Below are 13,374 nucleotides of genomic sequence, written 5' to 3'. Positions count from 1 at the left end.
GGGACGGGGCCGGCGGGACGACCGGCGGGACGACCGGCGGGGCGGGACGGACGACGGGAGCGGGACGGGGGGCTACGCCGCCAGCGCCTCGTCGATCAGCCGGGCCCACTGCGCGACCACCCGGTCGCGCCGGGCCGTATCGTCGGTCAGCAGGGTCGCGAGACCGAGCCCCCGGGCCATGTCGAGCAGCCCCTGCACGGTCTCCCGCACCCCCGGCCGCGACTCGTCCGCGCCGAGCAGCTCGACGGCGATCCGGTGCGACTCCCGGCCCACCCGGGCCTCCAGCTCGGTCACCCGGGCCCGGAGCTGCTCCTCGTTCGAGGCCGCCACCCACAACTGGAGGGCGGCCCGGAAGAGCGGCCCGGTGAAGAGCCCCACGAGCGCGGCGACGGTCTGCGCACGGTCGTCGGTGGGCAGCGCCCGCAGCGCCTGCGAGCGCTCCTCCGCCACGTACTCGACCGCCGCCGTGAACAGGTCCTCCCGGGTCGGGAAGTGGTGCTGCGCCGCGCCCCGCGACACCCCCGCCCGCTCCGCGACCGCCGCCACCGTGGACCCCGCCCAGCCGAACTCGGCCAGACAGGCCACGGCGGCCTCCAGGAGCCGCTGCCGGGTGGCCCGGCTCCGGTCCTGCTTGGGGCTGCGGTCGGGGGCCGGACGCCCGTCCTGCCGGTGCGCGGTCACAGCCGCCATTCGGGGTCCCGTCGTTCGAGGAAGGCCGTCATGCCCTCGCGCGCCTCGGCGGAGGCGAAGAGCGTGGCGGAGCGCTGCACGAGCTCCTCCGCGTCGCGCTCGAAGGTCTCCAGGACTCTAGCGGTGACCAGCCTCTTCGACTCGCGCAACCCCTGCGGCGAGCCCGCCCGCAGGCCGTCGAGGATCGCCCCGAGCTCGTCGTCGCCGGCCGTGACGAGGCCCATCGCCCGCGCCGCCGGGACGCCGAAGCGCTCGCCCGTGAGGAAGTACCGGGCGGCCGCGCGCGGCTCCAGCCTCGGCAGCAGGGTCAGCGAGATCACCGCCGGCGCCACCCCGATGCGCACCTCCGTGAGCGCGAAGTCCGCCCCCTCCCCCGCCACCACGACGTCGCAGGCGCCCAGCAGTCCGAGGCCGCCCGCGCGGGCCCGGCCGCCGGCCGTGACGTGCCCGACGACCGGCTTCGGCAGCTCCACGACCTGCCGGAGCAGGTCGACGAAGGCGTACGGGCTCGGCGGCGCCTTCAGGTCGGCGCCGGCGCTGAAGGTGGAGCCGGTGTGGGTGAGGACCACCGCCCGGACGGCCGGGTCCTTCCCCGCGGCGGCCAGCGCCTCGCCGAGCTCGGAGACGAGCGCCGCCGAGAGGGCGTTGCGGGTGTCGGGGGAGTCGAGGGCGAGGGTGGTGATCCCCCGCTCCTCGGTGACGGCGATCAGGGTCATGGGCGGTCCCTCAGCTCTCGGCGCAGGATCTTTCCGGAGGCGGCCCGGGGCACCGCGTCGACGAACTCGACGGCCCGGACCTTCTTGTAGGGGGAGACCCGGGCGGCCACGTGGGCCATGACCTCCTCGGCGGTGAGCCCGGGCGCGGACGGCTGGCGCACCACGAAGGCCTTCGGCATCTCGGTCCCCTCGGCGTCCGTCACCCCGATGACGGCGGCGTCGGCGACGCCCTCGTGGGTGAGGAGCAGGGCCTCCAGCTCGGCCGGGGCCACCTGGAAGCCCTTGTACTTGATGAGCTCCTTCACCCGGTCGACGACGTACAGCCAGCCGTCGGCGTCGACCCTCCCGATGTCGCCGGTGTGCACCCAGCCGTCCGCGTCGATCATGGCGGCGGTGGCGTCGGGCCGGCCGAGGTAGCCCTTCATGACCTGCGGGCCGCGGATGGCGATCTCGCCGTCCTCGCCCGCGGCGGCGTCCTTCGACGGGTCGTCGAGGGAGAGGATCCGCAGCTCGGTGGAGGGCAGCAGCTTGCCGACGGTGCCGGGCGGCGGGTTCTGCGCGGTGAGCGGGGTGACGTGGGTGCCCGGGGAGAGCTCGGTCATGCCGTACGCCTGCCGGACCGGCGGGAGCCCCAGCCGGGCCGAGCACGCCTCGGCGAGCGCCGCGTCGAGCGGGGCGGCGGCGCTGACGATGTACTCCAGCGAGGACAGGTCGTAGTCGGCGACCGCCGGGTGCTTGGCGAGGGCGAGCACGATCGGCGGGGCCACGTACAGGCCGTTGATGCGGTGCTTCTGGATCGCGCCGAGGAAGGTGTCGAGCTCGAAGCGTGGGAGGACGACGACGGTGGCGCCCTTGCGGAGCGGCGCGTTCATCAGGGCCGTGAGGCCGTAGATGTGGAAGAAGGGCAGCACCGCCAGGATGCGGTCGCCCGGGCCCATCGGGATGAAGGGCTCCAGCTGCGCCAGGTTGGTCGCGATGGAGGCGTGGGTGAGCATCACGCCCTTGGGGACGCCGGTGGTGCCGGAGGAGTACGGGAGGGCGGCGACGTCCTCGGCGGGGTCGAGGGCGAGCTCCGGCTCGGGGGCCGTGGAGCCGAGGAACGCCTGGAGCGACCGGACGCCCTCGCCCTCCGGCGCCGCGTCGCAGACGAAGATCTCCTCGATCCCGCCCGCGAGTTCGGCGGCGGCCCGGGCGGCGGGCAGCAGCGGCGAGACGGTGACGATCCAGCGCGCGGCCGAGTCCCGGAGCTGCTTGGCGAACTCCTCGGGCGTGGCGAGCGGGTGGACGGTGGTGACGGAGGCGCCGGCGCGGGTGGCGGCGTAGAAGGCGATGGGGAAGAGCACCGTGTTGGGGCTGTGCAGGGCGAGCACGTCCCCCTGCCGCACGCCCGTCTCCGCGAGGCCCGCGGCGACCCGCCGGTGGAAGGCGTCCACCTGCGCGTACGAGAGCGACAGCTCCCCCGCCCCGTCGACCAGCGCGGGCGCGTCCCCGAAGGCGGCGGCCCCGCCGAGGACGGCGTCGTGGATGGGGAGGGACAGGGTGGAAACCGGCTCGTACTCGCTGTGGAACACCATGCGTGGCCCCCTGGAGAGGTGGAAGGTGGTCGCCAGGATCGCTCGTGCGGGCACTGCTTGGGGAGACCCTGTCAGCCACCCGTAAAACAATCAAGCACGCCTGCATGGTTCATCGGGGGCGCGCCGCCCTCAGCGCCGCCGGCCGGGTGTCGTGGACCCGCTTGAGGGCGGCGCTCAGGGCGAACGGGGTGTAGCCCACCCGGCGGGCGATCGACGCGACCGTCGCGTCGGTGCGCGCCAGCAGGTCGGCCGCCACCGCCAGCCGCCAGTCGGTGAGGTACGCCATCGGGGGCCGGCCCACCAGGGCGGTGAACCGGCGGGCGAGCGTCGCCCGCGAGACCCCCGCCTCCGCCGCCAGCGCCTCCACCGTCCACGGGTGCTCGGGCCGGTCGTGGATCAGCCGGAGGGCGCGGCCCGCCACGGGGTCGCCCAGCGCCCGGTGCCAGCCGGCCGGGCCGGCCTCCGGACGGGCGAACCACTCCCGCAGGGTCGACAGGAGCAGCAGGTCGAGGAGGCGGTCGAGGACGGCCTGCTGGCCGGGCGCGTCACGGCCGGTCTCCACCGCCGCCAGCTCCAGGACCGGGTCGGGGGCGTCGTGCGGGACGAGGAGGACGCGGGGCAGCGCGCCGAGCAGCCGTTCGGAGACCCGGCCGGTGGCCTGGTAGGAGGCGGTGAGCAGGACGGTCCGGCCGTCCTCGCAGTTGCCGCAGGTCCGCAGGCCCAGGATCACGTCCTCGCCGATGTCCCTGCCGTCGGCCGTCGTGCAGCGGTCGGGGTGCACCACGAAGAGCGGCGGGGCGGCCGCGCCGGTGTCGTCGGCGATCGAGAAGGGCTCCGGCCCCGTCACGATCGCCACGTCCCCCGGCCCGATCCGGACCGGCGCGGCGTCCCCGTCGGGCAGGATCCACCCGTCGCCGCTCAGCAGGGTCACGAGCGTCAGCGCCCCGCGGTCGGCGAACCGGACGGACCACGGGGGCTCCAGCAGGTTCCGGCCGAACAGGGCACCGCAGGAACGGACTTCGTTCAGGAGACTGGTGAGCGGGTCCATGCCGGCGAGTCTAGGCAGAGGGAGGCGGGAGCGCGGGGCGCAGGGACGCGAGGGCACGGGACGAGGGGGTGCGGCACGGGGCGAGACGGCCGCGTATGCGGGTGAGCGTCCGGGCCATTCCGGCGCTCACCCGTCCCCGGTTTGACTGGCCGCATGACGCACAGCACTCCCTCGAAGCCCCTCCTGGTCCTCGGCGGCACCGGCAAGACCGGCCGCCGCGTCGTCGCCCGCCTGCGGCAGCGCGGGCACCACGTCCGCATCGCCTCCCGCACGGGCCCGGCCCGTTTCGACTGGAACGACCCGAACACCTGGGAACCCGTCCTCGACGGCGTCGGGGCGGCCTATCTCGTCGACTCGATGACCGCCGACGCCGGTGAGCTGATGCGGGAGTTCGCGAAGCTCGCCGCGGCCCGGGGCGCCGAGCGGCTCGTCCTGCTCTCCCACCACGACTGGGCGGCGCGGGAGGGCGAGGAGAAGCTGCCCTGCGAGCGGGCCGTGCGCGAGTCGGGCACCGCCTGGACGCTCCTCAAGCCGGCCTGGTTCGCGCAGAACTTCAGCGAGGACGCGTTCTTCCGCGGCCAGGTCCTCCGCGGCGAGGTGGCGTGGGCGGCCGGCCGGGGCGTCGAGCCCTTCGTCGACGCCGACGACATCGCCGACGTGGCGGTGGCCGCCCTCACCGAGGACGGCCACGCCGGGGCGGAGTACCCCCTCACCGGGCCGCGGTCGCTCTCCCTGGCCCAGGTGGCGGAGGAGCTGGCCCGCGCCACCGGCCGCGAGATCTCCTACCGCGCCGACTCCCCCGCCGAGTTCGCGGACCGGGCGGCGGCGGCCGGGGTGCCGGACGAGTTCACCGCGCTCCTGAACCTGCTCTTCGGCTGGATCGCCGACAGCCGCTTCGGGCAGGTCGAGGACGGGGTGCGGCGGGCCCTCGGGCGCGAGCCCCGCGACTTCGCCGACTACGCCAGGTCAGCGGCCGGGACGGGGGTGTGGCACCCCTGACCCGGCCGCGGGGCCGGACCGGTCAGTTCTCGCAGGCGACGCCGTCGCCGTCACGGTCGAGCTTGCGGCTGTAGCCGGGGTCGCCGGCGCGGATGGGGGCGGCGCCGGCCGCGCGGACGGCGGTGCAGTTCTCGTAGTACACGGACGAGCCCGCGTCCTCGGTGGGCTCCGGCTCCGGCTCGGCGGTCTCGGCGGGACGGGTCGTCGGGGCCGGCGGCTTCGGCTTGGGCCGGGGCTCCGCGGTGGTGGGGACGGGGTCCGGGGCGTCGGTGGTCGGGGCCTCGGTGACCGCGGGCGTGGCCGGGGCCCCGGTGGCCGGCTCCGGGGCGGGCGTGGTCGGGGTCCCGGTCGTGGGCTCCGGGGCGGGCGCGGGGCTCTCGGTGGTGGGCTCGGGCGTCGGGGTCGCCGTCGCGGTCGCCGTCACGGCGGGCTTCGGGTCGCCGGCGTCCGGGGCCTTCGCCGGGTCGCTCACCAGCACGTAGACGAACCACAGGGCGGACAGGACCGTCGCCACGGTCTTGGTGCGGGTGGTCCAGTGGCCGAGCCAGGCCAGGACGATGCCCGCGGGCGGGAAGACCACGAGGAGCGTGATGATCACGGCCGGGTGCTGCCACCAGCGGCGCGGGGGACGCCACGCCGGGGCGGGCCGGTACGGATTCGTCTGCGGGTGCACGCGCGGCTCCTGGGGCGTGAAGAAGTCGACGGCACCGAGCGGGGTGCCGTGAAGCGTGGATCGTACACACGGTCTTCACCACCGGTAAGGGGTCGGCGGGGACCGGCCCGCCCGCGCCCTCCGGGAGGCGCGGGCGGGACCGGCCGGAGCCCCGGACTCAGTACGACTTGGGCAGCCCCAGGGTGTGGGCCGAGACGAAGTTCAGGATCATCTCCCGGCTGACCGGGGCGATCCGCGCCACCCGGGAGGCGGTCACCAGGCGGGCGAGGCCGAACTCCTTGGTGAGGCCGTTGCCGCCGAGGGTGTGGACGGCCGCGTCGACCGCCTTCACGCACGCCTCGGCCGCCGCGTACTTGGCCATGTTGGCGGCCTCCCCCGCGCCGGCGTCGTCGCCCGCGTCGTACAGCTTCGCCGCCTTCTGCATCATCAGGCGGGCGAGTTCGAGCTCGATGTGGGACTGGGCGAGCGGGTGGGCGATGGCCTGGTGGGCGCCGATGGGGGCCTTCCAGACCTGCCGCTCCTTGGCGTAGGCGACCGCCCGGCCGAGGGCGTAGCGGCCCATGCCGATCGCGAAGGCGGCCGTCATGATCCGCTCGGGGTTGAGGCCCGCGAAGAGCTGGAGCAGGCCCGCGTCCTCGTCGCCGACCAGGGCGTCCGCGGGCAGGTGCACCTCGTCGAGGGTGAGCTCGAACTGCTTCTCGTCCGCGTCGAGTTCCATCTCGATGTGACGCCGCCCGAAGCCGGGGGTGTCGCGCGGGACGATGAAGAGGCACGCCTTGAGGCTGCCGGTGCGGGCGTCGGAGGTGCGGCCGACGATCAGCGTCGCGTCGGCGATGTCGACGCCCGACACGAAGACCTTCCGCCCGTCGAGGACCCAGCCGTCCTCGGTGCGGGTGGCGGTGGTGGTGATGCGGTGCGAGTTGGAGCCCGCGTCCGGTTCGGTGATGCCGAAGGCCATCGTGCGCGAGCCGTCGGCGAGGCCGGGGAGCCACGCCTCCTTCTGCGCGTCGGTGCCGAAGCGGGAGATGACCGTGCCGCAGATCGCCGGCGACACCACCATCATCAGCAGCGGCGCCCCCGCGGCGCCGGCCTCCTCCAGGACGATGGACAGCTCGGCCATGCCGCCGCCCCCGCCGCCGTACTCCTCCGGCAGGTTCACGCCCAGGTAGCCGAGCTTGCCGGCCTCCGCCCACAGGGCCGCCCGGTCGAAACCGGGCCCGTGGCGGCGGCCCAGCGCGGAGACGGCGGCCCGCAGCTCGGTGTGCTCTCGGGGCTCGATGTCGGTGCTCATGCTGTCTGGTCCTCCTGTGCTTCGGTCTGTACGACGGCGAGCAGGGCACCGACCTCGACCTGGCGGCCGGGGGCGGCGTGGAGCGCGGTGAGCGTGCCGGAGGCGGGGGCGACGACCCGGTGCTCCATCTTCATGGCCTCCAGCCAGAGCAGGGGCTGCCCCGCCTCCACCCGGTCGCCGACGGCGAGGCCGTCCGCGAGCCGGACGACGGTGCCGGGCATGGGCGCGAGCAGGGAGCCCGGGAGGGTCTGCTCGCGCGGGTCGGTGAAGCGGGGGCGGGGGACGAGCCGGTGCGGGCCCACGTGGACGACGCCCGCGCCCCCGGGACCGTACGAGGCCACCTCGAAGTCCCTGACCACACCGTCGGCTTCGAGGCGGACGCGGTCGGGCGCGGCACCGAGGACCCGCACCCCCTCGGGGGCGAGGACCTCGAAGCCGCCGTCCCGGGTGGGGCGGTAGCGGACCTCGTGCTCCCCGTACGCCTTGGTCTCGTCGCCGGAGCGGACGTTGCGCCAGCCGCCGCCGAAACGGCCGGAGTTGCGGACCGCGTCGGCCAGCGCGGCGGCGACGGCCGCGTGCCCGGCGCCGGCCGGCGGGGCGGCGAGGGCGTCGAGGTGCCGGTCGTAGAAGCCGGTGTCGAGGCGCCGGTCGTCCCGGAAGTCGGCGTGCCGCAGCGAGGCGACGAGGAGGTCCCGGTTGGTGGCGGGCCCGTGGAGGACCGCCCGCTCCAGCGCGCGGGCGAGCTTGCGGACCGCCTCGGCGCGGGTCGGCGCGTGGGCGACGACCTTGGCGAGCATGGCGTCGTAGTGCACCGGCACGGTGTCCCCGGAGGCGTAACCGGTGTCGACGCGGACACCGGACACCCCGAAGGCGTGCAGCCGGCCCGTCTGCGGGGCCCATCCGGCCGCCGGGTCCTCCGCGTAGAGCCGGGCCTCGACCGCGTGCCCCCGGGCGGCGGGCGGCTCCGGCGGCAGCGGGGCGCCCTCGGCGACGGCGATCTGGAGCGCGACGAGGTCGACGCCGTACACCTCCTCCGTCACCGGGTGCTCGACCTGGAGACGGGTGTTCATCTCCAGGAAGTGCGCCTTCGGGCTCCCCCCTGCCGGAGCGGGGCCGAGGGGCCGGGGGAGGTCCGCGACCAGGAACTCCACCGTGCCCGCGCCGACGTAGCCGACCGCCTTCGCCGCCGCCTCCGAACGCGCGTACAGCTCCTCGACGAGCGCGTCCGGCAGGCCGGGCGCCGGGGCCTCCTCGATCACCTTCTGGTGGCGGCGCTGGAGGGAGCAGTCGCGGGTGCCGAGGGTCCAGACCGTGCCGTGGGCGTCGGCGAGGACCTGCACCTCGACGTGCCGGCCGTTCTCCACGTACGGCTCGACGAAGACCTCGCCGTCGCCGAAGGCGCTCTCCGCCTCCGCCGAGGCGGCCTTCACCGCCTCCTCCAGCTCGCCGAGCCCGCGGACGATCCGCATGCCGCGCCCGCCGCCGCCCGCCGCCGCCTTCACCAGCACCGGCAGGTCGCCGGCGGTGACCTCGGTGAGCGGGGCGATGCCCAGGAGCTCCTTGGCGCGGGTCTTGGACGCCATCGCCTCGATGGCCTCCGGCGGCGGGCCGATCCAGCGCAGGCCCGCGCCGGTCACGGCCCGCGCGAAGCCGGCGTTCTCCGACAGGAAGCCGTATCCGGGGTGGACCGCGTCCGCGCCGGCGGCGAGCGCCGCCGCGACGACGAGGTCCCCGCGCAGGTACGTCTCCGAGGGCGCGGCCCCCGGCAGCCGTACCGCCGCGTCCGCCTCCCGCACGTGCAGGGCGTCGGCGTCGGCGTCGGAGAAAACGGCGACGGTCCTGATGCCCAGCTCGCGGCAGGTGCGGAAGACGCGGCAGGCGATCTCGCCGCGATTGGCGACGAGCAGCGTGGAAATCACCTGGTGCCTCACATTCGGAAGACGCCGAAGCCGCCGCGCGCGCCCTCGACCGGTGCCGTGTGGATCGCGGACAGGCACAGTCCGAGGACCGTGCGGGTGTCGCGGGGGTCGATGACCCCGTCGTCGTAGAGCAGGCCGGAGAGGAACACCGGCAGCGACTCGGACTCGATCTGCGCCTCGACCAGCGCCCGCAGACCGGCGTCCGCCTCCTCGTCGTAGGGCTGCCCCTTCGCCGCGGCCGACGCCCGCGCCACGATCGACAGCACGCCCGCGAGCTGCTGCGGGCCCATGACGGCGGACTTGGCGCTCGGCCAGGCGAAGAGGAACCGGGGGTCGTAGGCCCGGCCGCACATGCCGTAGTGGCCGGCGCCGTAGCTCGCCCCCATGAGGACGGACAGGTGGGGGACCTTCGAGTTCGACACCGCGTTGATCATCATCGCGCCGTGCTTGATGATGCCGCCCTGCTCGTACTCCTTGCCGACCATGTAGCCGGTGGTGTTGTGGAGGAAGAGCAGCGGGATGTCCCGCTGGTTCGCCAGCTGGATGAACTGGGCGGCCTTCTGCGACTCGGCGGAGAAGAGCACGCCCTGCGCGTTGGCGAGGATCCCGACGGGGTAGCCGTGCAGCCGCGCCCAGCCGGTCGCCAGCGACGGCCCGTACAGCGGCTTGAACTCGTCGAAGTCGGAGCCGTCGACGATCCGGGCGATCACCTCGCGCGGGTCGAAGGGCGTCTTGAGGTCGCCGGGCACGATCCCGAGGAGCTCCTCGGGATCGTGCTTCGGCGGCTCGGCCGCCACCGGGTCGGGGTGCGCCTTGCGGTGGTTGAGGCGGGCGACGATCCGGCGGGCCTGCCGGATCGCGTCGGCCTCGTCGACGGCGTAGTGGTCGGCGAGGCCGGAGACGCGGGCGTGCATGGCCGCGCCGCCCAGGGACTCGTCGTCGCTCTCCTCGCCGGTCGCCATCCTCACCAGCGGCGGGCCGCCGAGGAAGACCTTCGACCGGTCCTCGATCATGACCGTGTGGTCGGACATGCCGGGCACGTAGGCCCCGCCGGCGGTCGAGTTGCCGAAGACGACCGCGACCGTCGGGATCCCGGCGGCGGAGAGCCGGGTGAGGTCGCGGAAGAGCGCCCCGCCCGGGATGAAGATCTCCTTCTGGGAGGGCAGGTCGGCGCCGCCGGACTCGACGAGCGAGATCACCGGGAGGCGGTTGGCGTACGCGATCTCGTTGGCGCGCAGCGCCTTCTTCAGCGTCCACGGGTTGGAGGCGCCGCCGCGCACGGTCGGGTCGTTGGCGGTGATCAGGCACTCGACGCCCTCGACCACGCCGATGCCGGTGACCAGGGAGGCGCCCACGGGGTAGGTGCTGCCCCAGGCGGCGAGCGGGGACAGCTCCAGGAAGGGCGAGTCGGGGTCGACGAGCAGCTCGATCCGCTCGCGGGCGAGCAGCTTGCCCCGCCCGCGGTGCCGGGCGGTGTACTTCTCGCCGCCGCCGGCGAGGGCCTTGGCGTGCTCGGCGTCGAGGGCGGCGAGCTTCTCCAGCATGGCGGAGCGGTGGACCTCGTAGTCGGGCCCGCCGGTGTCGAGGGCGGAGTCGAGGACGGTCACAGCGGTCCCTCCGGGAGATCGGGGCGGGCGGTCACAGCGGTCCCTCCGGGAGGTCGGGGCGGGCGGTCACAGCGGTCCCTCCGGGAGGTCGGGGCGGGCGGTCACAGCGGTCCCTCCGGGAGATCGGGGCGGGCGGTCACGGTGGCTCCCTTCCGGGGGCGGCGGCCGCGGACGGTCGCGGCGGCTTCCCCCCGGAGGCGGGGGCCGCGGGCGGTCACAGCAGCTCCCGGGGGACGTCCAGGTGCCGGGAGCGGAGCCATTCGCCGAGGGCTTTGGCCTGGGGGTCGAAGCGGGCCTGGGAGGCGACGCCCTCGCCGAGGATCCCGGCGACCGTGAAGTTCAGCGCCCGCAGGTTGGGCAGCACGTGCCGGACCACCTCGAAGCGGGCCGTCTCCGGCAGGAGCGCGCGGAACCGGTCGACGGTGAGGGCGTGCGCGAGCCACCGCCACTCCGCGTCCGTCCGCACCCACACCCCGACGTTGGCGTCCCCGCCCTTGTCGCCGCTGCGGGCCCCGGCGATCCGCCCGAGCGGCGCCCGCGCGGTGGGCCCGGCCGGCAGGGGGGAGGGGAGGTCCGGCTCGGGCACCGGCGCCAGGACCCGGGTCTCGGCCGGTACGGGGACCGCGACGCGGGTCCCGTCGGGGAGCACCGCCGTGTGCGGCACGTCGGCGGCGGGCACGTACGCGGTCTCGAAGACGCCGTAGGGGGCGCCCTTGCCGGGCGGGGCGGTGACGTGGAAGCCGGGGTAGCTCGCGAGGGCCAGCTCGATCGCCGCGCCCGTCAGGCCCCGGCCGACCTTCCCGGGGTCCGGGTCGCGGACGACGAGCCGGAGCAGGGCGCTCGCGGTCTCCTCGGTCTCCGCGTCCTCCCGGTCGGTGCGGACCAGCTCCCAGCGGACGTCGGCGGGCGGGTCGGCGGCCAGCGCCGCGCCGATCTGCTCCCGGACGAGCGCGGCCTTGGCCTCGACGTCGAGGCCGGTGAGGACGAGGACGACCTCGTTGCGGTGGCCGCCGAGCCGGCAGTGCCCGGCCTTGAGGGCGGGCGGCGGCGCCTCGCCCCGGACCCCGTCGATCCGCACCCGGTCCGGGCCCTCCCGGGTGAGCCGGACGGTGTCGAGCCGGGCGGTCGCGTCGGGCCCGGCGTAGCGGGCGCCGGCCGTCTCGTACAGCAGCTGGGCGGTGACGGTGGAGACGTCGACGACGCCGCCGGTGCCGGGGTGCTTGGTGACGACGGCCGACCCGTCCTCGTACAGCTCGGCGAGCGGGAAGCCGGGGCGGAGCAGGAGCTTCTGGTCGTACTCGCGGAAGAAGGCGTGGTTGCCGCCGGTGGCCTGGGTGCCGCACTCCAGGACGTGCCCGGCGACGACGGCCCCGGCGAGCCGGTCGTACTCCTGCGGGCCCCAGCCGAAGTGCCACTGCGCGGGCCCGGTGACGAGCGCCGCGTCGGTCACCCGGCCGGTCACGACGACGTCGGCGCCGGCGGCGAGGCAGGCGGCGATCCCGGCGCCGCCCAGGTAGGCGTTGGCCGTCAGCACGCCGGGGGCGGAGGGCAGCAGGTCGCCCTCGACGTGCGCGACCCGGGTCGGCAGGCCGAGGCGGGCGGCGAGCTCCCGCAGGGCGTCGGCGAGCCCGGCCGGGTTGAGCCCGCCGGCGTTGGCGACGATCCGCGTGCCGCGCTCGTGGGCGAGCCCGAGCCCCTCCTCCATCTGCCGCAGGAAGGTCTTCGCGTAGCCGGAGGACGGGTCCTTCAGCAGGTCGCGGCCGAGGATGAGCATGGTCAGTTCGGCGAGGTAGTCCCCCGTGAGGACGTCGAGCGGGCCGCCCGTCAGCATCTCGCGGACGGCGTCGAAGCGGTCGCCGTAGAAGCCGGAGGCGTTCCCGATCCGCAGCGGCGTCACCGGGCGTCCCCCCGCGGCGCGCGGCCGGCGCCCGCCGGACCGGCGAAGGCCTGGGCGATGCCGAGCCAGTGCTCGGCGTCGGCGCCCTCGGCCCGGAGCGCGGTGTCGGCGCGGTGCACCCGCTGGGTGACGAGGAGGCAGAAGTCGAGGGCGGTCCCGGTGACGCGCTGGGCGGCGTCCTCGGGGCCGAAGGTCCACGACCCGCCGTCCGGGGCGAGGAGTTCGACCCGCACGGGCTCGGCGGGGGGCCGCTCGCCGCGCACCAGGTAGGCGTAGTCGCGGGCCCGGTGGCCGATCCAGGCGACGTGGCGCAGGCGCGCGGTGGGCGGCCTGACGACGCCGAGGGCGTCGGCCACGTCCTGGCCGTGGGCCCAGGTCTCCATGAGGCGCGCGGTCGCCATCGCCGGGGCGCTCATCGGCGGCCCGTACCAGGGGAACCGGCCGCCCGGGGGCACCGCGAGGAGCGCCTCCCGCAGCCGTGCGCGCCCTTCCCGCCAGCGGCGCAGCAGCTCGGCGGGGGCCAGCGCGGCGCCCTCCTCGGCCCCGTCGTCGACGAACCGCTCGGGTGCGGCGAGCGCCTTCTCCACCTCGGCGGCGAAGGCGTCGGGGTCGGTGACGGCGAGCAGCGCGGCCCGGTCGGTCCAGGCGAGGTGGGCGATCTGGTGGGCGACGGTCCAGCGGGCGGCGGGCGTGGCGAGCGCCCATCGTTCGCCGCTCAACCCTCCGACGATCAGGTCGAGTTCGTCGCCTTCGGCACGCAGGTCGGTGAGAACCGCGTGGACGGCGCCGGGGTCGGACACGGTGCGCTCCCCTCGGGAGGACGGGCCTGGGGAGTCGGAGCATGGCAGCGATCCGAGAAACAATCAAGCATGCTTGCTTGGAAAAAGATCGGCGGGAGGCCGATGAGTTTCGCTCCGGGGCCCGGTCCTAGACCATGAAAGCGCCACCGAGACCGACACC

Annotated in this window: 11 protein-coding genes; 1 reads left to right on the top strand and 10 read right to left on the bottom strand. The window is 75.5% G+C overall.

Annotated features, from left to right (window positions below; all coding sequences use genetic code 11):
- Nucleotides 1-72: 72 nt before the first annotated feature.
- The 4 genes from IE287_RS00640 to IE287_RS00625 form a co-directional block, all read right to left on the bottom strand.
- Nucleotides 73-690 (bottom strand): TetR/AcrR family transcriptional regulator, encoded by a 618-nt coding sequence (locus IE287_RS00640; RefSeq protein ID WP_189846876.1) that lies wholly within the window; start codon nucleotides 688-690, stop codon nucleotides 73-75.
- Complete coding sequence (locus tag IE287_RS00635) at nucleotides 678-1,406, bottom strand: enoyl-CoA hydratase family protein (protein WP_189846875.1); 729 nt, start codon at nucleotides 1,404-1,406, stop codon at nucleotides 678-680. Before IE287_RS00635 ends, IE287_RS00640 begins: the two co-directional genes overlap by 13 nt.
- Entirely contained in the window at nucleotides 1,403-2,980 is a 1,578-nt protein-coding gene (locus IE287_RS00630) for an AMP-binding protein (RefSeq protein ID WP_189846874.1), read from the bottom strand. The genes IE287_RS00635 and IE287_RS00630 overlap by 4 nt, the downstream gene beginning before the upstream one ends.
- Before the next feature lie 109 nt (nucleotides 2,981-3,089).
- The gene (locus IE287_RS00625) at nucleotides 3,090-4,028 is read right to left on the bottom strand and encodes an AraC family transcriptional regulator (protein ID WP_189846873.1); all 939 of its coding nucleotides are present in this window, start codon (nucleotides 4,026-4,028) and stop codon (nucleotides 3,090-3,092) included.
- A gap of 153 nt (nucleotides 4,029-4,181) precedes the next feature.
- Here IE287_RS00625 and IE287_RS00620 point away from each other — a divergent pair, with 153 nt between their 5' ends.
- A complete protein-coding gene (locus tag IE287_RS00620; RefSeq protein ID WP_189846872.1) occupies nucleotides 4,182-5,027 on the top strand; it encodes an NAD(P)H-binding protein in 846 nt (281 codons plus the stop codon).
- A gap of 22 nt (nucleotides 5,028-5,049) precedes the next feature.
- On the opposite strand, the gene IE287_RS38240 is transcribed toward IE287_RS00620, so the two are convergent.
- From IE287_RS38240 to IE287_RS00590, 6 genes are all read right to left on the bottom strand, one after another.
- Nucleotides 5,050-5,700, bottom strand: a complete 651-nt coding sequence (locus IE287_RS38240; protein ID WP_229883206.1) for an excalibur calcium-binding domain-containing protein — start codon at nucleotides 5,698-5,700, stop codon at nucleotides 5,050-5,052.
- Between the two features lie 157 nt (nucleotides 5,701-5,857).
- Entirely contained in the window at nucleotides 5,858-6,991 is a 1,134-nt protein-coding gene (locus IE287_RS00610) for an acyl-CoA dehydrogenase family protein (protein ID WP_189846871.1), read from the bottom strand.
- Nucleotides 6,988-8,910 (bottom strand): acetyl/propionyl/methylcrotonyl-CoA carboxylase subunit alpha, encoded by a 1,923-nt coding sequence (locus tag IE287_RS00605; protein WP_189846870.1) that lies wholly within the window; start codon nucleotides 8,908-8,910, stop codon nucleotides 6,988-6,990. Before IE287_RS00605 ends, IE287_RS00610 begins: the two co-directional genes overlap by 4 nt.
- 8 nt (nucleotides 8,911-8,918) lie before the next feature.
- Nucleotides 8,919-10,517, bottom strand: a complete 1,599-nt coding sequence (locus IE287_RS00600) for an acyl-CoA carboxylase subunit beta (RefSeq protein ID WP_189846869.1) — start codon at nucleotides 10,515-10,517, stop codon at nucleotides 8,919-8,921.
- Nucleotides 10,518-10,731: 214 nt separating this feature from the next.
- On the bottom strand, nucleotides 10,732-12,414 hold the full coding sequence (locus IE287_RS00595; RefSeq protein WP_189846868.1) for an acyclic terpene utilization AtuA family protein: 1,683 nt from the start codon (nucleotides 12,412-12,414) through the stop codon (nucleotides 10,732-10,734).
- Entirely contained in the window at nucleotides 12,411-13,214 is an 804-nt protein-coding gene (locus IE287_RS00590; protein ID WP_189846867.1) for a TIGR03084 family metal-binding protein, read from the bottom strand. The genes IE287_RS00595 and IE287_RS00590 overlap by 4 nt, the downstream gene beginning before the upstream one ends.
- Nucleotides 13,215-13,374 lie beyond the last annotated feature (160 nt).

Source organism: Streptomyces omiyaensis, assembly GCF_014650895.1.
Classification (GTDB): domain Bacteria; phylum Actinomycetota; class Actinomycetes; order Streptomycetales; family Streptomycetaceae; genus Streptomyces; species Streptomyces omiyaensis.
This window is presented reverse-complemented; position numbering and strand designations above follow the sequence as displayed.

Bases quoted from the DNA above. Each gene is read 5' to 3' on its own strand.
- IE287_RS00640 (WP_189846876.1), bottom strand. From the start codon at position 690: ATGGCGGCTGTGACCGCGCACCGGCAGGACGGGCGTCCGGCCCCCGAC.
- IE287_RS00620 (WP_189846872.1), top strand. From the start codon at position 4,182: ATGACGCACAGCACTCCCTCGAAGCCCCTCCTGGTCCTCGGCGGCACC.
- IE287_RS00610 (WP_189846871.1), bottom strand. From the start codon at position 6,991: ATGAGCACCGACATCGAGCCCCGAGAGCACACCGAGCTGCGGGCCGCC.
- IE287_RS00625 (WP_189846873.1), bottom strand. From the start codon at position 4,028: ATGGACCCGCTCACCAGTCTCCTGAACGAAGTCCGTTCCTGCGGTGCC.
- IE287_RS00635 (WP_189846875.1), bottom strand. From the start codon at position 1,406: ATGACCCTGATCGCCGTCACCGAGGAGCGGGGGATCACCACCCTCGCC.
- IE287_RS00630 (WP_189846874.1), bottom strand. From the start codon at position 2,980: ATGGTGTTCCACAGCGAGTACGAGCCGGTTTCCACCCTGTCCCTCCCC.